We start from the raw sequence: 23432 nt of genomic DNA on the forward strand, positions 1-23432 counted from the left end.
TTCTCCATTTTAAAATCAGGGATCCCATACCTTAACAGGCCACCAGGTTTTTCATCCCGTTCAAAAACTGTAACAGAATGACCCGCCCTATTGAGTTGCTGAGCGGCGGCTAAACCGGCAGGTCCTGAGCCAACAACGGCAACTTTTTTACCCGTTCTAAATTCTGGAGGATTGGCTACAACCCACCCTTTTTGGAAAGCGGTTTCAACAATATTCTTTTCAATATTTTCAATAGACACCGGATCTTCATTGATTCCAAGCACACAGGCTTCCTCACAAGGAGCCGGACACAATCTTCCGGTAAACTCAGGAAAATTATTTGTCGCATGTAAAATTTCGGCGGCCTTTTCCCACTTACCTCTATACACGGCATCATTAAAATCCGGAATTAAATTACCCAGGGGACATCCACTATGGCAAAATGGTATACCGCAATCCATACATCTGGCACCCTGATTTTTGAGTTCTTTTTCCTTCATAGGGAGGGTAAACTCTTTATAATTCTGAGTGCGCTCATCTACCGGAGCGTATTTCTCTACTTTTCTATCGAATTCCAAAAATCCTGTTATCTTTCCCATCTATCGATTATGTTGTTTCTAATTTTTCTCTTTCCAGACGTATTAATGCCTGCTTGTATTCTTCAGGAAATATTTTTATAAATTTAGGAAGGCAATCTTCCCAATTCTCAAGTATTCTCTGAGCAAGCGGACTTAAAGTGGCATTGTAATGATTTTCAATTAATTCTCTAAGTTCCTTTATGTCATTCTCTTCTTCAACCACCAGTAGGTTTAACGCCTCCTTATTACACCTTTTCTCAAAAGTCTTTTTCTCATCAAAAATATAGGCGATACCCCCGCTCATTCCAGCGCCAAAGTTTCTACCAACTTCCCCAAGTATTACGGCTATGCCACCTGTCATGTATTCGCATCCGTGATCTCCAATTCCTTCTACGACCGCCTTTGCTCCGGAATTCCTTACGCAAAAACGTTCACCAGCTTTGCCATTTATATAAGCTTTGCCTGAAGTGGCACCATAAAGAGTTACATTTCCGGTTATGACATTATTTTCCGGTTGTAAAGTTGATTTATCCGGAACTTTTATGATCAACTTAGCGCCTGAAAGTCCTTTCCCTAAATAGTCATTTGTGTTTCCATTGACCACCATAGTAAGGCCTTTGGTAGCAAACGCCCCAAAACTTTGCCCTGCAGAACCTGTAAAATTCAGTTTCAAAGTGTTTTCCGGGAGTCCTTCAGCACCGTATATTTTCGATATTTCATTACTAATAATTGCACCTACTGCCCTGTCTGTATTGTGAATTGGAAAATCTAGAGATATTTTTTCCTTTCTAAACAGCGCGGGATGTGCTTTCTCTATAATCTCGAACTCTATAGATTCATCAATATGATGATGTTGCTTTTGTGTATTATAAAGTTTTGTATTCTTCGGAACATCTATTTGATGAAGAATAGGTGTCAGGTCTATTCCTGCTGCCTTATAATGATCAATTGCCGCATTTCTATCCAGTTTTTGCACCTGGCCTACCATTTCCTTAACAGAACGAAAACCTAGTTGAGCCATTATTTCTCTTAATTCCTCTGCTACAAAATACATATAGTTGACCACATGTTCCGGCTTGCCATTAAACTTCTTTCTCAGCTCAGGATTTTGGGTTGCAATACCCACCGGACATGTATTTAAATGACAAACACGCATCATTATACATCCGGAAGCCACCAGAGGAGCTGTTGCAAATCCAAATTCCTCTGCTCCTAAAAGACAGGCTATTGCTACATCTCTCCCTGTTTTTAATTGTCCATCGCATTCCAAAACTATTCTGTTTCTCAGGTCATTCAGTACCAAGGTCTGCTGAGCTTCAGCAATTCCTAATTCCCATGGAAGGCCCGCATGTTTAAGTGAGGTCAATGGAGATGCACCGGTTCCGCCGTCGAATCCGGAAATAAGAATTACATCGGCCTTAGCTTTAGAAACCCCGGCAGCAACTGTTCCTACACCGACTTCAGAGACGAGTTTGACATTAATCCTGGCCTTGCGATTAGCAGATTTAAGATCATAAATTAATTGCGATAAATCCTCAATGGAATAGATGTCATGATGTGGTGGAGGTGATATAAGACCTACGTAGGGGGTTGAATTTCGCGTTTTGGCTATTGCCGGGTTTACCTTTGGACCAGGTAGTTGGCCTCCTTCTCCCGGTTTGGCACCCTGAGCCATTTTAATCTGTATCTCCTGAGCATTTGTAAGATAATCTGAAGTAACACCAAACCTTCCGGAAGCAACTTGTTTAATGGCGCTATTTCGCCAATCTCCGGTCTGGTTTTTATAGAATCTATCGGCATCTTCTCCGCCTTCCCCGGAATTGCTTTTACCTCCAATCCTGTTCATGGCAATAGCCAGATTTTCATGCGCCTCTTTACTAATGGAGCCATAGGACATGGCACCAGTTTTAAATCTTTTAACTATTTCCGTCCAGGGTTCTACGTCTTCAATAGGAATAGGGTCATAATTTGAAAATTCGAATAAACCTCGAATGGTCATTAAATTTTTGGATTGTTCGTTGACCATTGCGGCAAATTCTTTGTAGGTGTCTGGCTCATTATTTCTAACAGATTTCTGAAGTTTGGCAATAGATAAAGGATTGAACATATGTTTTTCCCCATCGCGCCTCCAACGATATTCACCTCCAATTTCAAGATCTAAATTAGCAGCAATATGCTGATCCTGATAGGCCCTTTTATGTCTTTTGGATACCTCTTTTTCTATTTCATACAATCCAATACCCTGAATACGTGTTGGGGTATTTGGAAAATATTTATCCACAACTTTGGTCTTAATTCCAATACATTCAAAGAGTTTAGAACCCCGGTACGAGTTTAGAGTAGATATACCAATTTTATTCATAACTTTTAAAATACCCTTTCCAATTGCCTTATTGTAGTTTTTAATGGCCTCATCAAAAGTGTATTCCGTAATATCATGTTCTTCAATTTGTTCTGCAATTATCTCATTTACCAGATAGGGATTAATCGCACTAGCTCCAAACCCGAACAACAGAGCAAAATGATGGACTTCCCTTGGCTCCGCAGATTCTATAATGATGCTTAATTTGGAACGTTTGCCCAATCGCTGAAGTCCGCTATTTATATAAGAACAGGCAAGTAAAGCAGGAATCGGTGCTCTATCTTTATCGGAGTTTCTATCCGACAATATAATGATGTTAGTTCCCTCATCTATGGCTTTCTCTGCTTGCTTTAAATTGTTCTCAAGGGCTTCCTCCAAACCATTATGACCTCTGGCTATGTTATAGAGTATAGGAATTGAAACCACTTTGTAATCAGGGCTGGCATCGTAATTCTTGATTTTATCAAGATCTTCTTTGGAAATAACCGGATTTTGGATTTTTAGCTTTCTACAATTTAATTCAGTGATGTCAAAAATATTATGATCACTTCCCAATGTAAGTGAGATATCTGTTATTAATTCTTCGCGAATACCATCTAATGGCGGATTAGTTACCTGTGCGAAAAGTTGTTTAAAATAATTATACAAAAGCTGAGGGCGCTCAGACAATACCGCAATAGGGGTGTCCGATCCCATTGAGCCTATGGGTTCCTTTGCATGTTGCCCCATTGGAAGAATAATTGTATTTATGTCCTCCAGGGTATAGCCAAATACTGCTTTTCTTTTCTCCAGAGAAGCTTCATTTAGAAAAAGTGGGCAATCATTATATGGGATATTTTTCAGATGAACCAAATTGGCATCTAACCACTTTTTATAAGGATACTTCTTTGCTATTTTTTCTTTAATCTCTTCATCGTTTACAATTCTGCCAGCTTCCATATCCACCAGAAACATTTTTCCCGGTTCAAGTCGGCCGTGATATTCTATATTTTCCGGGGCTATTTCTACCACACCTGTTTCAGAAGACATAATTACATATCCGTCTTTTGTAACCGAGTACCTAGATGGTCTAAGGCCATTTCTGTCCAGAACGGCACCAATGTAATTGCCATCTGTGAAGGGTATGGATGCAGGGCCATCCCAGGGTTCCATGACGCAAGAATTGTATTCATAGAATGCCCGTTTTGCCACAGACATTTCTTCGTTCTTTTCCCAGGCTTCGGGAACTAGCATCATCATTACTTCCGGAAGAGACCGCCCTGTCATTAGCAACAATTCTACCACCATATCCATAGAGGCAGAGTCAGATTTTCCGGATAAAATTACAGGTAGAATATTTTTTATTTCTTCTCCGAAAAGATCACTTTTTAATAAGTCTTCCCTTGAACGCATGCGCATAACATTACCTCTTAGGGTATTGATCTCCCCATTATGACACATATACCTGAAGGGTTGGGCCAGATCCCAGGTAGGAAAAGTATTAGTGGAAAAACGTTGATGAACCAAGGCTAATCTTGTAACCACCCTCGTATCCATTAAATCTTTAAAGTAGAGCTTTATATCGTTCGGCATTAATAGCCCTTTGAAGATGATTATTTTTGTTGAAAGACTGGGAACATAGAAAAATTTACTTTCCGATAATTTTGAATTTATAAGGGCATGTTCTGTTACTTTACGAGCGATATACAGCTTAAGGTTAAAGTCAAAATCTTTTTGCTCCTCATTTTCTTTGCCAACAAAGATTTGCTTAACATAAGGCTCCGTTTCACCGGCGATTCTTCCGGGTATAGCTTTGTTAACGGGAACATTTCGCCATCCTAATAATTTTAATCCCTGCTTTTTTATGTTTTCTTCGAATACGGAGACGCAATAGTCTCTTTGATTTTCCTTTATTGGAAAGAAAACATTACCAACAGCATAATCACCTGCATTAGGAATTTCGAAATCACATTCATCCAGAAAGAACTGATGTGGAATATCAATCAGGATACCGGCACCATCTCCTGTCTTACCATCGGCACTTACAGCCCCCCTGTGTTCTAATTTATCAAGGATTTCGAGTGCCTTGTGAATAATATCATTCGACTTTTTTCCTTTTAGGCTGCAAATAAATCCAGCACCACAGTTATCATGTTCAAATTCAGGTAGATACAAGCCTTGTCTTTTCATCATCTCTATTGCAGTATTTTCTCAAAAATATCATTTTAAATGAAATATATACATCATTTAATAAGATAGTATGCAAAATATTTAACGTTTACAATAAAACGTTAAAAAATATTCAATTTGGAATATTTATGCCTGGTAAATTGAGATTATAGTAAAACGTGAGTAGTTCTTTGCTGCTGAGGAGTAGGTTAGGGGGTTATATGGGTTGAAATAGTAATAATTTTAACTCCAACCCTATCATTGGAAATATTATTGACAAAAAATTGTGAATTTTAAAAGGAAGACCCTAAAAATCTTGGGGTATATGATTATAAACTTAATATATGAGGTTAATTTTTTAGTATATTTCTGGAGATTACTATTTTTTGGATCTCTGTTGTTCCCTCATATATCTGAGTGATTTTTGCATCCCTCATCATTCGTTCAACATGGTATTCTTTAACGAATCCATTACCTCCAAATATTTGCACGGCCTCCACAGTAGTTTCCATGGCAATTTGTGAGGCATAAAGTTTAGCCATTGCACTTGAAGTGTCATAGTCATTACCCTGATCTTTGTCCCAGGCCGCTTTGTACACCAGATATCTGGCTGCCTGAATTTGTGTATGCATGTCAGCCAGTTTAAAGGCAATAGCCTGATGGTTAGCTATTTCCGTACCAAATGCTCTGCGTTCTTTTGAATAGTTTTTGGCAAGTTCATAAGCACCGGCCGCAATTCCTAATGCCTGTGCTGCAATACCAATTCTTCCGCCTGCAAGGGTTTTCATGGCAAATTTAAATCCAAAACCATCTTCACCAATTCTATTTTCCTTGGGTACTTTTACATCATTGAATATTAAAGAATGTGTATCACTTCCACGTATTCCTAATTTGTTTTCTTTAGGCCCAATTTCAAACCCCGGCATACCTTTTTCAACTATCAGGGCATTTATTCCTTTGTATCCTTTTTCAACATTGGTTTGAGCAATAACCAGGTAAACGGATGCGGAATTTCCATTAGTAATCCAATTTTTTGTTCCGTTCAGAACATAATGGTCACCTTTATCAATAGCTGTGGTTTTTTGAGATGTGGCATCACTACCCGCTTCCGGTTCTGAAAGGCAGAAAGCACCTATAATTTCACCTGACGCCAACTTTTTCAGATATTTTTCTTTTTGCTCCATGGAACCAAAAGTCTCTAAACCCCAGCATACCAATGAATTATTTACTGATAGAATAACCGAAGAGGAGGCATCTATTTTTGAAAGTTCCTCCATGGTTAAAACATAGGACAATGTATCTAAACCACTCCCACCATATTCGGGATCTACCATCATTCCCATAAAACCAAGTTCTCCCATTTTTTTCACTTGCTCGGAGGGGAATTGTTGTGTCTCATCACGTTCAATTACACCGGGCAACAATTCAGCATGGGCAAAATCTCTGGCCGCCTGCCTAATCATTTCTTGTTCTTCTGATAGTGTAAAGTTCATTGCTGTAAGTTTGATGAAAACATTGTAAAGATACAAGACTGAGGGAAAATATGTATGGATAAATTAGCTTATTTATAAAAGTGAAGGTCTTTGCAAAAGAGTTAACTTTTGCGACCAAGTAAGATCTAAAAAACTTTTAAAGTAGCACAATATTTTTATATTTGTCTGTGGTGCACCTATTACCTAAAATATCAAATAAATTATGAGACAACATTAGCTTCATTTGGCTTACACTTAGTTAAAGCACCAATTTTAGTACACATTTTTAAATCTTGTCACATAATTAATTGATAAACAAATGAAAAAGCTATTAAAAATATACGAAAACAAACCGCCGGAGATAGTCTTTAACTGGAAAGATCCGGAAACTGAGGCTGAAGGATGGACTGTTATAAATTCTTTAAGAGGTGGAGCAGCCGGAGGCGGAACCAGAATGCGCGAGGGCTTGGATAAGAACGAAGTACTATCTCTTGCAAAAACAATGGAAGTAAAATTTACGGTATCCGGTCCACCAATTGGAGGAGCGAAGTCGGGTATTAATTTCAACCCACATGATCCAAGAAAAAGAGGTGTACTGGAAAGGTGGTATTCGGCGGTTTCACCATTGCTAAAGAGTTATTATGGTACTGGTGGAGATTTAAATGTAGATGAAATTCATGAGGTAATTCCAATAACTGAGGATGCAGGAGTTTGGCACCCCCAGGAAGGAGTATTTAATGGTCATTTCAAGCCTACAGAAGCCGACAAAATTAATAGGATAGGACAGCTAAGACTCGGAGTTATTAAGGTTTTGGAAAGTAATACCTATTCCCCTGATGTTAGCAAAAAATACACCGTTGCCGATATGATAACAGGTTTTGGTGTAGCAGAAGCCATTAGGCACTACTATGATATCTTTGGAGGCACCGTGATAGGTAAGCGAGCTATTGTACAGGGATTTGGAAACGTAGGCTCGGCGGCGGCGTTTTATTTGGCACAAATGGGTGCCAGGATTGTAGGAATTATTGATCGTGTAGGCGGAGTAATTAATGAAGATGGTTTTTCATTCGAGGAAATAAAGACCTTCTTTTTACATAAAAAAGGAAATACATTAATAGCAGATGCGGATAAAATGATTCCTTTTGATGAAATGAATGAACGTATCTGGAGTTTACCAACGGAAATTTTTGCACCATGTGCGGCTTCCAGATTAATTACCCGGGAACAAATTGCTGAAATGATTGATACAGGCCTTGAGGTTATTTCATGTGGCGCAAATGTACCATTTGCAGACCCTGAAATATTTTTTGGTCCAATTATGGAGTATACCGATGAAAGGGTAAGTCTCATCCCTGACTTTGTTTCAAACTGTGGAATGGCCAGATTATTTGCTTATTTCATGGAGCGAAGAGTGGGTATGGAAGATGAATTAATTTTTAATGATACTTCAGATACCATTCGAAAAGCAATTTTGAATATCTTTAAGCAAAATGTAACAAGAAAAAATATGAGTACAACGGCATTTGAAATTGCCCTAAAACAACTAATCTAAAACCAACCAATATGGAGACCATTATTATTATTGTATTCTTAGCAGGCTATTTGGCTATTACCCTTGAGCATAATCTAAAAATAGACAAACTAATTCCCGCATTGGCCATGATGGCAATTTTATGGGCCATTATAGCATTGGCTCATATGCCTGTTTTTGAGGTTAATACCGACTTAAAGGAATTAGAGCCCTCCCACATAGATGAAATGCTGTTACATCATCTGGGTAAAACCGCAGAAATCCTTGTTTTCCTTTTGGGGGCAATGACTATTGTGGAGATCATAGATTATTTTGATGGATTTGCCACCATTAAGGGCTATATACGCACAACGAAAAAGTCAAAACTACTTTGGCTCTTTTCTATTTTGGCCTTTATTCTTTCTGCAATTATAGACAACCTAACGGCGACCATCGTTCTGGTAACTATATTGCAAAAAGTTATCAAAGAACGTGAGGTTAGGCTTTGGTTTGCGGGGATGATTATTATTGCTGCTAATGCCGGAGGGGCTTGGTCTCCAATTGGAGATGTTACAACTACAATGCTATGGATCGGCAATAAAGTATCTGCTCTGCAACTCATTAAATTTGTACTGATACCATCAATAGTTTGTATGGTCCTTCCTGTTCTTGTTGCATTGCGGTACAAGGCATTTAAAGGAAATATTAAGGCGGAATTGGAAGATAAAGAAAAACCAAAATCCCCATTTGGAGCAACTATGTTATATCTTGGTTTAGGTTCCATCGTATTTGTTCCATTTTTTAAGACCATTACTCATTTACCACCTTATGTGGGGATGATGCTTTCACTTGCTGTTGTAGCTACCTTTGCAGAAATATATACAAGCGCAAAATTCAGTATTTCCAGTGTGGATGCAGCAGAGAGTCAGGAAGGCGCCCACCATAGTGCTGTGCATGCTTCCTTATCCAAAATAGAGCTTCCAAGTATACTCTTTTTCCTTGGGATACTTTTAGCGGTTGCTGCTCTGGAGTCTTTAGGGATGTTATTTCATTTTGCAGGCACACTAGATTCCACAATGCCATTTCTTGGCACTGAATCGGTGAACCAATCCGTATCAGATTTGGTAATATTGATATTGGGTGTTGGTTCTGCCGTGATAGACAACGTACCATTGGTGGCAGCCAGTATGGGGATGTTCTCAATACCTTTAGATGATTCTGTCTGGCATTTTATTGCCTATTCAGCAGGAACTGGTGGTAGCATGTTAATTATTGGATCCGCAGCCGGAGTTGTAGCTATGGGAATGGAGAAAATTGATTTTTTCTGGTATTTCAAAAAAATTGCATGGCTGGCATTCATTGGTTTTATTGGGGGCGCAGGCGCATTTATACTTATTCGAAATTTATTATTAAACGTATAATTTAATTGATAATATACCGTTATAAGGGCAACTTTTAATAGGGAAAAATATGGTTATGTTTCAGGATCTTGCTGATGAAACTCAAGTTGGGGAACTTGTTTCAGAAGAAAAAACACTTTCAGTTATTGATCTAATCTTTAATGGGGGCACAGGTAGTATAATTATTATATCTGTTCTTTTTGTAATGCTGGCGGTTGGATTATATATTTATTTTGAACGTTTACTGGCCATAAAAGCCGCGTCACAAATAGATAAGAATTTCATGAATCAAATACGCGATCATGTTATGACCGGCAAGCTGGAATCGGCCAAAATATTATGTGCTCAAACAGATTCACCCGTAGCGAGGTTAACAGAAAAAGGGATATCAAGAATAGGTAAACCCCTGGATGATATTAATACGGCTATTGAGAATGCAGGTACCCTGGAGGTTTATAAATTGGAAAAAAATGTAAATGTCCTTGCTACCATTGCAGGTGCAGGACCCATGATTGGGTTTTTAGGAACGGTTATTGGAATGATTATAGCATTCCATCAAATGGCCAGTAGTGGCGGACAAGCAGAAATGGGTGCTTTGGCATCAGGGATATACACAGCCATGACTACTACAGTTGCGGGCCTAATTGTTGGTATTGTCGCTTATATGGGCTATAACCATCTTGTGAACCGTACAGATAAGGTAGTCCATAAAATGGAGGCAAATGCCGTGGAATTTCTTGATTTACTGAACGAACCTGTTTAAGACAGTACTATGAAAATTAAAGGAAGAAATAAGATCAGTCCGGAATTCAGCATGTCCTCAATGACGGACATTGTATTCCTGCTACTGATTTTCTTTATGTTAACGGCCAATTCACCAAATGCGTTGGACCTGCTTTTGCCCAAGGCAAAGGGAAAATCTACAAATACGCAAAATGTTTCAGTAACGATTAATAAAAATCTGGAATATTTTGTAAACAGCGAGAGAATAAACGGAGAATACATAGAAATTGAATTAAAAAAAGCACTTGAGGGTCAGGAGAAGCCCACTGTTATTCTAAGGGCTGAAGAAAGCGTGGCCATTAAAGAAGCGGTTAACGTGATGGATATTGCCAATAGGAATAGTTATAAAGTGATCCTGGCTGTGCGACCAAATTAATGTCGTTTTTAGACACGAAACACAAGAAAAAATCATTTACGCTTACAACCATTTTGTTAAGTGTACTCCTCCTTTTACTTTTTTATGTTGGCCTTACTTATATGGATCCACCTATCGAGAACGGGATCACTGTAAATTTTGGTACGATGGAATTTGGTATGGGAGAAAAGCAACCCGTTAAAAAAATAAAGTCTCAGCCTGCGGAACCCGTGAAAGAGTTAGAGGAGGAAGTAGTAGAAGAAAAGCCTGCCGCTCAACCGGAAGAAGTAGCGGAAGAAGATCTAACGGAAAAAGCTACCGAGAAAGTACTTACACAGGAAGACGAAGAATCTATAAAAATAAGACAGCAGCAAGCTGCTAAACGCGAGGCGGAAGAGGCAGCCAGGAAGGCCCAGGCCAAAGCTGAACAATTGGCCAGGGAACAAAAGGCTGCAGAGGAAAAAGCCCAACAAGAAAAAGAAGCCAAAAAGAAAAAGCTGGATGAACTTATGGGTGGCCTTAACAAATCTGACGGCGAAGTTCAGGGCAGTGAGGGTGATGATAATAGAGCAGGTGACAAGGGCCAACCCGATGGGGATCCTTATGCCACAAGCTATTACGGCAGTCCTGGTTCCGGAAGTGGAACGGGCGGATATGGTCTGAATGGCCGCTCTCTGGTAGGCAAGGGCAAAGTTCAACAGGAATGTAATGAGGAAGGAAGAGTAGTTGTTAAAATTACTGTAGATAGAAATGGTAAGGTGGTAGATGCCAGACCGGGAGTGAAAGGTACTACCAATAGTCATCCTTGCTTATTGGAACCTGCAAAGAAAACGGCATTTCTGCACAAATGGAATCTGGATTCCAAAGCCCCCAACCAACAGATAGGTTTTGTTGTTGTTAACTTTAAATTGGGGGAATAGTAAATGACCTACAAGGAGACCCTCGATTGGATGTTCGCTCAACTTCCAATGTATCAGCAAAAGGGATCAAATGCATATAAGGGCAAACTAAAAAATAGCCTGTCTTTATCCACACACCTTAAAAACCCACATCTGAATTTTAAGAGTATTCATGTAGCCGGCACTAATGGAAAAGGATCCAGCAGTCATATGCTGGCATCCATACTCCACGAGGCAGGTTATAAGGTGGGGTTGTATACCTCACCACATATGAAAGATTTCAGGGAGCGAATTAAGATTAATGGGAAACCTATTAGTCAAAAAAGTGTCATAGAATTTATAGAAGAGAATAAGGCCTTTCTTGAGGCAAATAAACTGTCTTTTTTTGAAATGTCTGTAGGAATGGCATTTGATTATTTTTCCAGGAAGAAGGTGTCTATTGCGATAATTGAAGTGGGACTGGGCGGGCGTTTAGATGCCACGAATATTATTACTCCCGAAGCTTCACTTATTACGAATATTGGTTTGGACCATACAGATTTACTGGGTCATACAATGGAATTGATATCAAGGGAAAAGGCGGGAATTATAAAAGAGGATGTTCCATTAGTGATTAGTGAATATCAGGAAGAGATTGCGCCTGTTTTTGAAGAAATTGCGAAAGCAAGAAATTCAGATCTGGTATATGCAGACCGTGAAGATCTTAAAGAGTACCAAACCTCTCTTTTCGGGAGTTATCAGAATAAAAATATTAAAGGGGTGTTGGCAATTATTAATTTGCTTAAAGAATTTCCGGTCAAAGAGGAACACATAAGAAATGGTCTGATGAAGGTCGTTGAGAATACCGGGCTGTTAGGGAGATGGCAGATCCTTCAAAAAAGACCGGAAGTTATGTGTGATACCGCCCATAACAGTGAAGGTCTTACATTGGTGCTGGAGCAAATAGAGCAGCAAAAATTTAAAACCTTACATATCGTTCTCGGTTTTGTGAAAGAGAAAAACCTTGATGTACTGTTACCCTTGTTTCCAAAAGATGCCATTTATTATTTAGCCAGACCCGATATTCCAAGGGGATTGGATGTGGAAATCTTGATGAAAAAGGCTTCGCAATTTGGATTGAAGAGTACTGGGTATGATTCGATTCCTATGGCTTATAAAGCCGCCCTGAGCAAAGCAGATAAAGATGATTTCATCTATATAGGAGGCAGTACATTTACCGTTGCTGAGGTGCTGTGATTTTTTCTTATTTTTTGTTTTAGGTAACAAAAAACTATTCTATATTTGCATCCCCTTAGGGGCTCTTAGCTCAGTTGGTTCAGAGCATAGGGGCTCTTAGCTCAGTTGGTTCAGAGCACCTGCCTTACAAGCAGGGGGTCACTGGTTCGAATCCAGTAGGGCCCACATCATTCAGAAAATCCGCACAGTAATGTGCGGATTTTTTATTTTCAGGAGAATGTCAAACTTGTTTGAGCATTCGGAATGAAAATAAAAAATATCCGGCGCTGTAAGACGCCGGGCGTTTTCTAATTGCAAAAGCGGTCTCCCTATGGATCACAGCTTGCTGTAATCCAGTATTGTTTTCTACCCGCGTGCCGCCAGCCCGACATACTCATTCTGGGGGTGCGAGGCTGGCCCCTACGCTTCGGTCGAAACAAGTTTTCAGGAGTGGTTTTGATGGATCAAAGAGCGTAACGAATTAATCCAATATTTTTTTGGGAATAAAAACTAAATAAGGCGCCAGTGCGCCTTATGATTTTCTGCCATGCCATCGGCCTTCGTCCGCCAAAATGGCTACATAAAGGCTAGGCAGGCAGGTTTGCAGGAGTGGTCTCCCTATGGCTCACCGAAAAGGATGAGGTAATCCATCATTCGAAATGAAAATATAAAAATTCGGCTCTGTGTTATCCCGATAACTTCTCCTTCGTAATACTATGGAGAAGGAGTTATCCGGATCGGAATGATCAATAATTAACCAATTATAAAATGACAAAATGGTCTCAGATCCTCTCCTGTTATAGACTAATTTTTTCCTACATTTGTCTTTAATGCTGAGAAAAATGAACAAAGTAATTCTCTTCCTTTGTTTGTGTGGCATATCTTTTCATATTTCTGCACAACAGTATAGCTATGTTCAATACAATTCTGGGTCTGGAGCCCCTTTTGACCGGGTATCCACTGTACTTCAGGATCAGGCAGGCTTTATATGGATAGGCAGCCAAAACGGTTTATATCGATTTGATGGAATCCATTTTGACATTTATAGCATGCATACCAAGAGTCAATTTGTTCATCAGCTTCATGAACGTGAAGATCACCTGCTGTTTGTAAATGATATAGGTATCTATCAAGTTGACGATTTGCTTTCCCAGCCTAAGGTAATTCCGCTAATAGAAGGCACAATCAATGAAACTGCCGGGCTTCCTTTTTATCCCAACGATTTTGCACTGGGTAAAGATCAGGATATCTGGCTTACCCAATCCAATCACAGCATTGGCAGGTTGCAGCAAGGAGATTTCAAAACCTATCCATTTTCCAAAACGAATAAAGCACAAAAGCTTGCGATACATGAAGACTTAAAGGGAGGAATTTGGGTGCTGAGTCCATTGGATGGATTATTCTACTTTGATAAAGCCACTAAAACTTTTGAAAAAAAGCTGGACATTAAAAATGGGAACGCCCTATTAATTCACAAAGATTACCTTGTGGTGGGAAACGATGCACTGCATGTCTATAAAATTCAAGAAAATAAGCCCCGGCTAATTAAGACGATTGAGCTGGATGATGACCTGATTACTGCGATGCATGTGGATCAAAATGATCAATACATCATCGGGACCAAAAAGGGAAAGTTATTTTCAGTAACTAATTTAAACAAACCCCCTCAAACCATATATGGAGCCAATGAAGCTCATCGGGTGGTAGAATTGGATTTTGGACCTATCTATGAAATTTATATAACTACGGATAGTAAAAGTAAAAATGATAAGCTTTGGGTTTGTTCGGAAACCGGACTTTGGTTGCTCCAACAACGCTTTTTCAAAACCGTTAAGAATTTGCCTTTGAATAATCCTATCGGTATTGCCGTGGGCAATCAGGGGAAAGCTTGGGTACCCATTAATTATTTATACGAAATTTCTCCCCTTGAAGATGAATTCACTGCCAAGACCATTTATAATAATTTACAAGCAAATGCAGTTGCTCAAGACAAAGCCGGATTCACCTGGGTATCCACGACTACCCCAAAAGTTGAATTATTAAAATATGCCAATAACAAGATCATCAAACGATATGATGATTTCCATGACCGGGGCGAGGCCATTTTCTATCTTTATCCAGACAGTAAAGGGAACCTTTGGTTTTGCCAGGCCCCTGTGAATAAACCCATTATTGGCATTGCAAAGATCAATGCTAAAGGGGAAATCAAGTATTACGATGAGACCAAAGGTTTTTCCAGCAGGGTTCTGGCAATCAAGGAAAGTGCCAAGGGCGAAATATATGCTGTAGGTATCGGTGAAGAAAGTTATTTGTATCACTTTGATCCGGAGAAAGATCGATTTGTGAACCTTAGCCCTACCCTTCCTTTTACAGCTATGCTCAATTTTGAAGCCCATGATTTGACCATCGACGATCGCGGTGTAGTATGGCTGGCTACTACAGATGGCTTACTTCGTTACGATTCTGAAAAAATTACACTGATCCAAAATGATATTTTAGGTCAAGAAGAGGTGAGAGGAGTAACGCATTATTCCAATAATAATATTTGGATCTCCTCTGCCACTAAAGGACTGGTTTTTCACCAGGAAAATACCTCCACCATTTTAGGTGAATCAGAAGGTTTACCTGCAGTTATAAGTGCTTACCGATGTATCACTACGGATGCTCAGGGACGCCTTTGGGCAGGCACCGCAGAAGGCCTGGTATACTCACGCATGTCTGCGGCTACCCTTCCCTATTCCAATCCGCCAAGGATTCGAAAGATTGTAATCGATGGAAGGGAATTTACCAAAGGTTTCAATGAGGTGTTAGAAATAAAAAATAGTCAACAGTCCAAATTAATATTTACGAATTTGTCCTTTCCTGCCAGAAATGTTCAATACCAATACAGACTGCTTCCCAAAGAAGACAGACAGATCATGTTGGAAGAACAGCTCTGGCAATCCAACGGAAATAAAAATACGCTGTCATTAAGCCAAATAGAACTAGGTAATTACTATCTGGAATTGCGAGCCAGACAACCTGGGGGGTACCAATGGAGTAAGCCTTTGGAAATTCAATTAAAGGTATTTCTGCCCTGGTATTTGCAAACCTGGTTTATTTATAGTTCGATTGGCCTGCTGGTTTTATTTATATCATATTATTTTCGTTTTTACGTTAAACGACGTTTCAACAGATTACAACAAGTCCTGAAATTCTCCAATGAAAAGTTAGCGATAAAGGAAGCACAACTCCATCAAAAGATTCAGGAATTTGAAGAGCAGCAAGAAGAATTGGATAGTGCAAATTCGAATATCCAAACCCTCGAACTATTTATCAAAGAAATTCCCAAAAAGGCATCATGGAACGACATCATCACTGCAATGGGCAAAGCCGTTAACCAATCTGCTGATATTAACGCTTTTGAAATTGCATTTAAGGAAAAAAATGAAGTAGTCCACAAGGGTTATTCCAACCAGGAACGAAGTGGTTATACCTTTAGAAGCAAATCATTCAACAGCAAAACCAGTTTAACATGCTGGGCTATGACCAACAGTCAGGAAGTCTTAATTAATGACTTCGAAAAGGAGCATACAATGTACATTGGAGAAAAGGCTGCCTATCGTTTTAGTTCCTTATTGTTTATACCTTTTACTTTAGAGAATGATCAGCCGGTCGTTTTATGTGCTTACAGTATCCAGAAAAATCAATTCGACCAAAATGATTTAGTTATGTTTAGAATTTTGGCCCAATTTATCTGCTTTTCCATTCACGAGGAAATAACTAAAAGGTTATGAAGAATCTATCGTTTTACATATTAATCTTGTTATTGTTTGGGGGAAATAACCAACAGGCCTTTGCCGAAAGCGATACTCTTACCGTAGGTATTTACCATGATCCCCCCTTTGTCATAAAAACGGAAGATGGTGATTTTGAGGGCCTGAGTATTGAGTTATGGGAAAACATAGCACAGTCTGCTAATCTGACTTACCGTTATGAACTATATTCAGATTTCGTCGGTATTTTAAAAAGACTTGAGTACCAGGATATCGATATAACCATAAATCCAATGGATGTGAATGATTCGCGGGTTAATAAATTTGACATGACGCAGCCCTATTTCATTTCCAGTATTGGAGTAGCTATTCCTTACTTAAATCGCTCCCCCTTAACTGTTTTCATTAGTAATATTTTCTCACTGGCTTTTTTAGAAATTATATTGTTACTCATTTTTGTCATTTTTGTCTTTGGTTTTTTTCTATGGCTAATTGAACGAAGACATAATAAATTTCAATTCCGTCCCGGTCTTTTAGGCCTTTTTGACGGGCTATGGTGGTCAGCCGTAACAATGACTACGGTCGGTTATGGCGATAAAGCTCCCAAGTCGAACATAGGCAAAGCGATTGCCATTATTTGGATGTTTACTGCAGTGATCATTATTTCGAGTTTTACTGCCAGCATCGCTTCCACTCTAACTATTTCCGGATTACAAACCGACATAAAAAATGCCGAGGATATTCGATTGGTGAAAAATATTTCAGTAGTGGGTGCTACAAACGAAGAGTCCTATTTAATAGAAGAAAATATTCCAATTAATAAGACATATGCTTCACCAATTCTTGCCCTCAGGGCACTTGCCAAAAAAGAAAATGATGTACTGCTATACGATCATACCATTTTACAGTATTACATAAATCGGCTTTCTTTAGATGAAAAGGTGAAACTGCTGCCCATCACTTTTAAAGAGAACTATCAAAGTTTTATGTTACCGAAGCACCACCCGGCTTTTGACCTGATCAATGTTGGTTTGATGAAGGAGATTCAGAAGGAACATTGGATAGATTTGCAAAGGAAGTATGGTGTTAAGGGGAAATAAAAAATAGCAGGGCCTTAGCCCTGGAAGATTTTCTACCACGCCTTAGGCCTTCGTCGGCCAAAATGGCTACATCAAGGCGAGGCAAGCAGGTCTGCAGCAGCGGCTTCCCAATAGCTCACCTAATGGAATGAGATAATCCATCATTGGGAGGGAAAATTCAATACCATTTACTATAATTATGGTTGCATATTGTTCTTTAATAAAATAGCTTCCATAGCGGCATGATATCATTACCAATTAATTTGTATGCCTCGGAAAAGCAAAAATCCTTTTCGTTCAATTGAGCAATAATTTTAATCCAAATTGCGCTTAGAACAAAATTAAAAATTTAAAAAACGGTTTCTTTATAGTCAGCCTTTAGACAATACCTAGTGCAGACGATAAGGCCGTTGCTAATCCCAAAAAGCTAAGAAAACCACAAATATCTGTAACCGTTGTCAAAATTATAGAAGAAGAGGTAGCAGGATCCTGACCTATTGCTTTAAGTGCCATAGGAATTACCGCACCGGCAAAACCTGCGATTACCATCGATATTATCATTGAGATTCCGATTACAATTGCAATTCCCAGAGAGGACGCCCAAAAATAAACGATTATGGCGGTAGTTAAAGCAACAGCCACTCCATTGATAAAACCAACCATGATTTCTTTTCTGGCCACCCTGAACCATTGCGAAATTCTGATTTCCTTTAGTGCCAAACCCCGCATCGTCACAGCCAATGACTGAGAACCTGTATTTCCAGATTGTCCGGCCACAACGGGTAAAAAGATGGCTAGAATGGTTATTTTTGCGATAGTATCTTCAAAAAATCCAACTACCATAGAAGCCAAAAATGCAGTTGCAAGGTTGACTTGTAACCACGGAAGTCTTTTTCGTACGGCATAGGATACCTTTGACAATGCCTGTTCTTCCCTACCGGCACCAAACATGGCTTGTAAATTCTCGGTAATCTCTTGTTTAGTTGCACTCATCAGGGTATCATTCCTTATGACCCCAAGAAGATTATTGTTAATATCGATAACGGGAACCTGCAAAAGGTCTCCTTTCTCTATAACTTCCAGGACTTCTTCTCGTGAAGCCATACTGTTTATAGACTGAGCTGATTCCATTAGCTTGTGTAATTTTTCTGAAGGTTGAGAAATAGCGATGTACTGAATTGGGATTTTGCCCAATAGTTGCCCTTCGTCATTCACAACATATACAACAACAATTTTTCGGTCTCCAAGTTTTCGAATCTTACGGAGAACGTCTTCTACAGAATTATCACTGTAAAAAGTGGAAACGTTGGTTTCCATAAGATATCCGGCGGTATCCGGCCGAAAGTTTAAAAAGTCCTTAATTTCCCTGGAAGTAATGTCCGGCAGAAGTGATAATCTGATATCTGCCTCATCTTTGCTAAGCCTTGAAAATATTCGTGCAGCGAGTTGTGTATCCACCTGGCGAAATAAACCTACAAAGAAAGACTCCTCCATCTTCAAAACAAGGTCAACAATAGTTTCCGGATTCAGTCGAAAAAAAATAACTCGTGCTTTATCAAGAGGTAGTTCTTTTAAATAATTCAATATTATGTCTTGAGGGACAGATTCTAGTGTGTGGGCTGCATCTTTTGGATATTTTATAAAAAATTCATTGCGCAGCGCATTACCTATGATTTCAGCTTTCTGTTTCATATCCTTCTATTATTGTGATTATTTACCAAAACTTTGTAGCAAACCTGTAAGTCCAACCAGATATAATTCACCAAGGGCACCACCTGTTTTCAAAATTTCCTTAGTTGATTGACCACTAGCTTTGAATGTAGTTTCCCTGGTCGTTCTATATGGTAGGGTTCCTAAAAGTTTTTGAGATTGGTCTATTACAGGAACATAACGATATTCAAACCAGGCTGGGTGATCCAGAATATTTTTGATCGGTGTTTCAGGGAAGAATCTAGGTATATCGGTAATCATTAATTCTTCGAGCGTACTACTTCTGTCTGCAAACAAAAGTTCTTTTAGTCTTACTGCACCTTCAAAAGAACCATGTAAATCCACTACATATAGATAAGATTCCAAATTTTCCTTATTTCTCTTAATTATTTCAACAGCATCCTTAACGGTCATTTCCTTATTAACAACTATTGCCGGAACCATTAAAACACCAACAGTATTGGGGATTTGCTCCAGTTTCCGTTTAAGCTCAATAGATTTCCTGGGTGCTAAACCTATCAATAAGCTTTCAAGAAATGGTTCATCCAACTGCCTGCACAGAGATTCGCCAAAAGAGAGATTGCTGTTTTCCATTAGTTTTATCGTAAGTTTTGGTGGTAACAGCATAAAACACTTGGCCGCTTTGTCAATGTTCATAAGACCAAGTAGTTTTAGACTTTTCTCGATTGGTAATTCCTGAATAAATGCAGCTACATCTTCATCTTTTAACCGCTCCAGTGCTTGTGCCGCCGAGAAAGGGTATTTGTTTATAAAATCTTCCAATACTAGCTGGTCTGGGCTCATCGCTTACTTTTTTGTAATTAAAAATGATATATTTTCGTTAAATTGCTTAGCCGGTATAGTCACTTGCCCCTTTTCATAATCCAAAACGATGCTAGTTGAGTCAATTTTAATAATCCTGCCTCTGATATCTCCAATTTGTATTTCGTCGCCTTCTTTGTAGTATTTGCGAACGTAAAAAGCCGCCAAAATGTTGCTGATTGAAGTTCTCGCACCTAGTCCAAAAGCCAAAGTAGCTCCGAAAAGTACTGAGGCCAAAATGATATCAATAATATTTATAAGAAAGGATATTTCAATACCGATCTGATCCATTGCTATTATTACGGCCATGAAAAGAAGCAGGAATTGTGCAATTTTGGCCAAGGTTGAGCTGTATTCTAATCCAAAACGCTTGCTAAGGGATATTATCATATCGGACACTAAATTTCCGATAATTATGGCGGCAAAAATAATGAGGACAGCAGCTAGAACATTTGGTACATAATGAATAATGCTTTCAAACCAATTGGTCAAAACAGTTAGCCCCAAAATGTCAGTAATAAGGAGAATACTGGAAAAGATAATTAACCAAAAGAAAGCTATACCTATAAAAGAGGCTGCTTGTTTAAAATTGATCGTCTTAAACCTTCGAGTTACAATCCGACCTATATATTCAATCAATTGAATGACCAGGTGTTTGGCCAATCGCGCTATTAAATACCCAATACCCAAAACAAGTATTGAAATGAGAATATTTGGAACAAGCGCTATAAAGTCGTCTTTTAAGTTCCTTAGAATAGTATTTATTTCCTGTGTCATAGGATTTTAAAGATAGGGAATTTCAAAAATAGCATTCCCTAAATTAGTGTATTTAATTCAAAAATAGTTATAATTCAAGGGTACGCCTTTGTCGCTTATTTATCGTTCTAAATTCCATTTAACAATCGGCCGAACAAATCGGCTCCGGTTATAATACGTTTATTCTCTTCCGTCCAAAACAGAACCACATCCAAATCGATTGGGTTATCCGAGTTCTTCTCTAAATTAAATTTTAACATTTTGATTATCTTACCAAGATTCACATTTTCATCCACAATAACAACTGGCACATGACAAAAGGTTTTTATTGATTCTCTGTTTTTAGAAAAGGTGATGTCCCTTAGAAAACCATCTGCATCCAAGACCAGTTTCGGTTCTTCCAACTCGTTCGTAAAAATTATCCACTTCTCACCGGATCGATCGATTCGATTGACAAATTCGTTTTCTTGAGTTGCGCTATAGTCAGGAAAGATCAATTCGCCATTCTTCTCCTTTAAACTAATGATGCTAAGCGGGTTAATTATTTCCCCTTCTTCAATAATTTTATTATCGTCCAAAGAAAGAAAATTAATTGCCCCCGTTCCTTCTATTTCATCAATTTCACTTTTTGTATCTTCAATATGTTTTCGAATAAATAGTTTAATGTTTTCTTCAGAGAAGTAGCTTATTGACTCTTTGCCCAACCAGGCATCCAATATTAGGGCACAAGGTTTGGCAATAGGGTACAATAAAATTTGATAAAACTTTAGAATAGGCGCCAAACCGGACGCCATACGCAAAGCATTTCTTGAAAAATAGGCCTGAGGGATAATCTCCCCAAAAAACGTAATGACCCCTGTAGAAAATGCGAAAGAAGCTACCCCTGCCAACACGGAATCGGTGAGTAGTGTAAGAAGTACATTGATACCCACATTTCCCCATAAAATGGTTGTCAGAAGAAAGTTGGAGTCCTTGCGCATATTAAGGACTTTAATTGCACGGGTTGACTTGGCATCTTCCGCAGCAATTTCGAGACGAAGCCTGGTTAGACTAAAGAATGCTAAGTTAAGACCTGAAAATATGGCTGATTGGGTAACGCAAAAAAAGATACCAGCCCAGATTAATGAATTTCCCATTTTATTTTTTTGTTATCAGCGAGTGAGGCTGGCTATCACCTTCTATATGACCATACTTTTCCTCAATGGCCACACAGAATATTTAGATTTTAAAGATAGTCATATGCTTTTAGTTACTTGCCGATTAAAAAACTTATACAGTTTGATTGGATATATTACTTAGCGGATACATGAGCACAGGTCATCGTTATAAAATATAGTATTCCTTGCAATACTATTACCTAAAATAGCTATTCATAATTTAAACCTGCTTAAAGGTATTTGGATCTCAAAATGTGATTTGGAAAAGCAACCTTTGAAAAGCATGACTTTACAAAACACTTATACGACAATAATTCATTTAGATTGGGCATATTTGGAAACTAACAGCAGTGGCTTCCCAATGGAGATGCAATCAAGTTATAGTAGTTAGTCCATTTTGCAGATTAAATATAATTGGTGCAATAGAAGAATGTTCGACAGTTATATTGGTAATATTGGTCGTCAAATTTAATTTGTAACTTGATTAGCAATAAAGACCTAAATTTTTAACGAATTATTTGTCTATAGGATCTAAATTCATATTTAAAGCAATTTAATTAGGGAAAATTAATATGACCAATGTCATCTATATGCACTAATAAATTCTATATTTTTAACATATAATCATAAGAAGAGTTGAAATAATTAGGATTCCAAAACATTTTGAAATAGTTTTAGAAACCTTAATAAGTTCCCCTACTTGAAATATAATCACTTTTGGTTGTATATTTTAACAAATACTAACTAATATAAAATTTAGAAAAAATGAAAAGTATACTTAGCATTCTGGTTTTATTAGTCACTTTTGGTTCGGCATTTTCTCAGAATGAAAATGATAAGCACCCCCTTCTTACCGATAGATTTATAATTGGAGCTGGTTGGTATTTTCCAAACAGGGATATAAAATTCGGAATAGAGGGTAATGTCACCATAGAAGATATAGAAGATCTGGAAGACATTGACTTTGACGAGACCCTTGGTCTTAGCGAAGGGGATAACACCTTTAATTTTAATTTCTTCTGGAGATTTTCCAGGAATAAATTCTGGTCTGTACGTGGAGAGTATTTTAAAGTAGGGAGTACAAGAAATGTGACCCTGGATGAGGAGATAGAATGGGAGGATATTACTTATCCCGTAGGTGGTGAAGCCGAAGTGTCTTTTGGCGTTGGCTTATACAGGGTTTTCTTTGGGAGGGTTATAAGTACCGGACAAAAGCATGAGTTAGGTGGTGGGCTTGGTATTCATGGACTTAATGTCAAAGCTTCGGTAGAGGGTGAAGCTTTGATTGGGGGTGCATCAGCGGGCATTGAGAGAAGTGACGTAGAGGCATTTCTTCCCTTACCCAACATTGGTTTTTGGTATATTTGGGCTCCTACAGACAGATGGGCATTTTCAGCTAATGTAGACTGGTTTGGTATTAAAATTGACAGTATATCCGGGGGTTTATGGAAT

Annotated in this window: 16 protein-coding genes and 1 tRNA gene; 10 read left to right on the forward strand and 7 right to left on the reverse strand. The window is 38.6% G+C overall.

Going from position 1 to position 23432, the window contains the following annotated elements; translation table 11 throughout:
* From Q0X66_RS13930 to Q0X66_RS13940, 3 genes are all read right to left on the reverse strand, one after another.
* Positions 1-578 (reverse strand): FAD-dependent oxidoreductase (locus Q0X66_RS13930; protein ID WP_297707421.1); only part of this gene is annotated, 578 nt, incomplete at its 3' end.
* A 7-nt stretch (positions 579-585) separates the two neighbouring features.
* Positions 586-5088 (reverse strand): glutamate synthase large subunit, encoded by a 4503-nt coding sequence (gene gltB, locus Q0X66_RS13935; RefSeq protein ID WP_297707450.1) that lies wholly within the window; start codon positions 5086-5088, stop codon positions 586-588.
* A gap of 329 nt (positions 5089-5417) precedes the next feature.
* Positions 5418-6560, reverse strand: coding sequence for an acyl-CoA dehydrogenase (locus tag Q0X66_RS13940; protein ID WP_297707423.1), 1143 nt, complete (start codon positions 6558-6560; stop codon positions 5418-5420).
* A 298-nt stretch (positions 6561-6858) separates the two neighbouring features.
* Here Q0X66_RS13940 and Q0X66_RS13945 point away from each other — a divergent pair, with 298 nt between their 5' ends.
* The 9 genes from Q0X66_RS13945 to Q0X66_RS13985 all read left to right on the forward strand — a co-directional run bounded on the left by Q0X66_RS13945 (position 6859) and on the right by Q0X66_RS13985 (position 17556).
* Positions 6859-8091, forward strand: coding sequence for a Glu/Leu/Phe/Val dehydrogenase dimerization domain-containing protein (locus Q0X66_RS13945; RefSeq protein WP_297707425.1), 1233 nt, complete (start codon positions 6859-6861; stop codon positions 8089-8091).
* 11 nt (positions 8092-8102) lie between these two features.
* A complete protein-coding gene (gene nhaD, locus Q0X66_RS13950) occupies positions 8103-9470 on the forward strand; it encodes a sodium:proton antiporter NhaD (protein ID WP_297707427.1) in 1368 nt (455 codons plus the stop codon).
* Positions 9471-9519: 49 nt separating this feature from the next.
* The gene (locus Q0X66_RS13955; protein ID WP_297707429.1) at positions 9520-10212 is read left to right on the forward strand and encodes a MotA/TolQ/ExbB proton channel family protein; all 693 of its coding nucleotides are present in this window, start codon (positions 9520-9522) and stop codon (positions 10210-10212) included.
* 9 nt (positions 10213-10221) lie between these two features.
* Positions 10222-10608 carry a biopolymer transporter ExbD gene (locus tag Q0X66_RS13960; protein WP_297707431.1) on the forward strand — a complete coding sequence of 129 codons (387 nt, stop codon included), beginning with the start codon at positions 10222-10224 and terminating at the stop codon, positions 10606-10608.
* Positions 10608-11507, forward strand: coding sequence for an energy transducer TonB (locus Q0X66_RS13965; protein ID WP_297707433.1), 900 nt, complete (start codon positions 10608-10610; stop codon positions 11505-11507). The genes Q0X66_RS13960 and Q0X66_RS13965 overlap by 1 nt, the downstream gene beginning before the upstream one ends.
* A 3-nt stretch (positions 11508-11510) precedes the next feature.
* Entirely contained in the window at positions 11511-12722 is a 1212-nt protein-coding gene (locus Q0X66_RS13970) for a folylpolyglutamate synthase/dihydrofolate synthase family protein (RefSeq protein ID WP_297707435.1), read from the forward strand.
* A 90-nt stretch (positions 12723-12812) separates the two neighbouring features.
* Positions 12813-12887: transfer RNA gene (locus Q0X66_RS13975), tRNA-Val, on the forward strand.
* 656 nt (positions 12888-13543) lie between these two features.
* The gene (locus tag Q0X66_RS13980) at positions 13544-16477 is read left to right on the forward strand and encodes a GAF domain-containing protein (protein ID WP_297707437.1); all 2934 of its coding nucleotides are present in this window, start codon (positions 13544-13546) and stop codon (positions 16475-16477) included.
* Complete coding sequence (locus Q0X66_RS13985; RefSeq protein ID WP_297707438.1) at positions 16474-17556, forward strand: transporter substrate-binding domain-containing protein; 1083 nt, start codon at positions 16474-16476, stop codon at positions 17554-17556. The genes Q0X66_RS13980 and Q0X66_RS13985 overlap by 4 nt, the downstream gene beginning before the upstream one ends.
* A gap of 357 nt (positions 17557-17913) precedes the next feature.
* On the opposite strand, the gene mgtE is transcribed toward Q0X66_RS13985, so the two are convergent.
* The 4 genes from mgtE to Q0X66_RS14005 all read right to left on the reverse strand — a co-directional run bounded on the left by mgtE (position 17914) and on the right by Q0X66_RS14005 (position 21959).
* On the reverse strand, positions 17914-19227 hold the full coding sequence (gene mgtE, locus Q0X66_RS13990; RefSeq protein WP_297707440.1) for a magnesium transporter: 1314 nt from the start codon (positions 19225-19227) through the stop codon (positions 17914-17916).
* An 18-nt stretch (positions 19228-19245) separates the two neighbouring features.
* Positions 19246-20049 carry a CBS domain-containing protein gene (locus Q0X66_RS13995; protein ID WP_297707442.1) on the reverse strand — a complete coding sequence of 268 codons (804 nt, stop codon included), beginning with the start codon at positions 20047-20049 and terminating at the stop codon, positions 19246-19248.
* Between the two features lie 3 nt (positions 20050-20052).
* Complete coding sequence (locus Q0X66_RS14000; RefSeq protein ID WP_297707444.1) at positions 20053-20844, reverse strand: mechanosensitive ion channel domain-containing protein; 792 nt, start codon at positions 20842-20844, stop codon at positions 20053-20055.
* A gap of 107 nt (positions 20845-20951) precedes the next feature.
* Complete coding sequence (locus Q0X66_RS14005; protein WP_297707446.1) at positions 20952-21959, reverse strand: DUF21 domain-containing protein; 1008 nt, start codon at positions 21957-21959, stop codon at positions 20952-20954.
* Between the two features lie 786 nt (positions 21960-22745).
* On the opposite strand from Q0X66_RS14005, the gene Q0X66_RS14010 reads away from it, so the two are divergent.
* Positions 22746-23432, forward strand: a 687-nt coding sequence (locus Q0X66_RS14010) for a hypothetical protein (RefSeq protein ID WP_297707448.1), incomplete at its 3' end; no start/stop codon positions are given.

It is taken from the genome of uncultured Eudoraea sp., assembly GCF_947260015.1.
GTDB lineage: Bacteria > Bacteroidota > Bacteroidia > Flavobacteriales > Flavobacteriaceae > Eudoraea.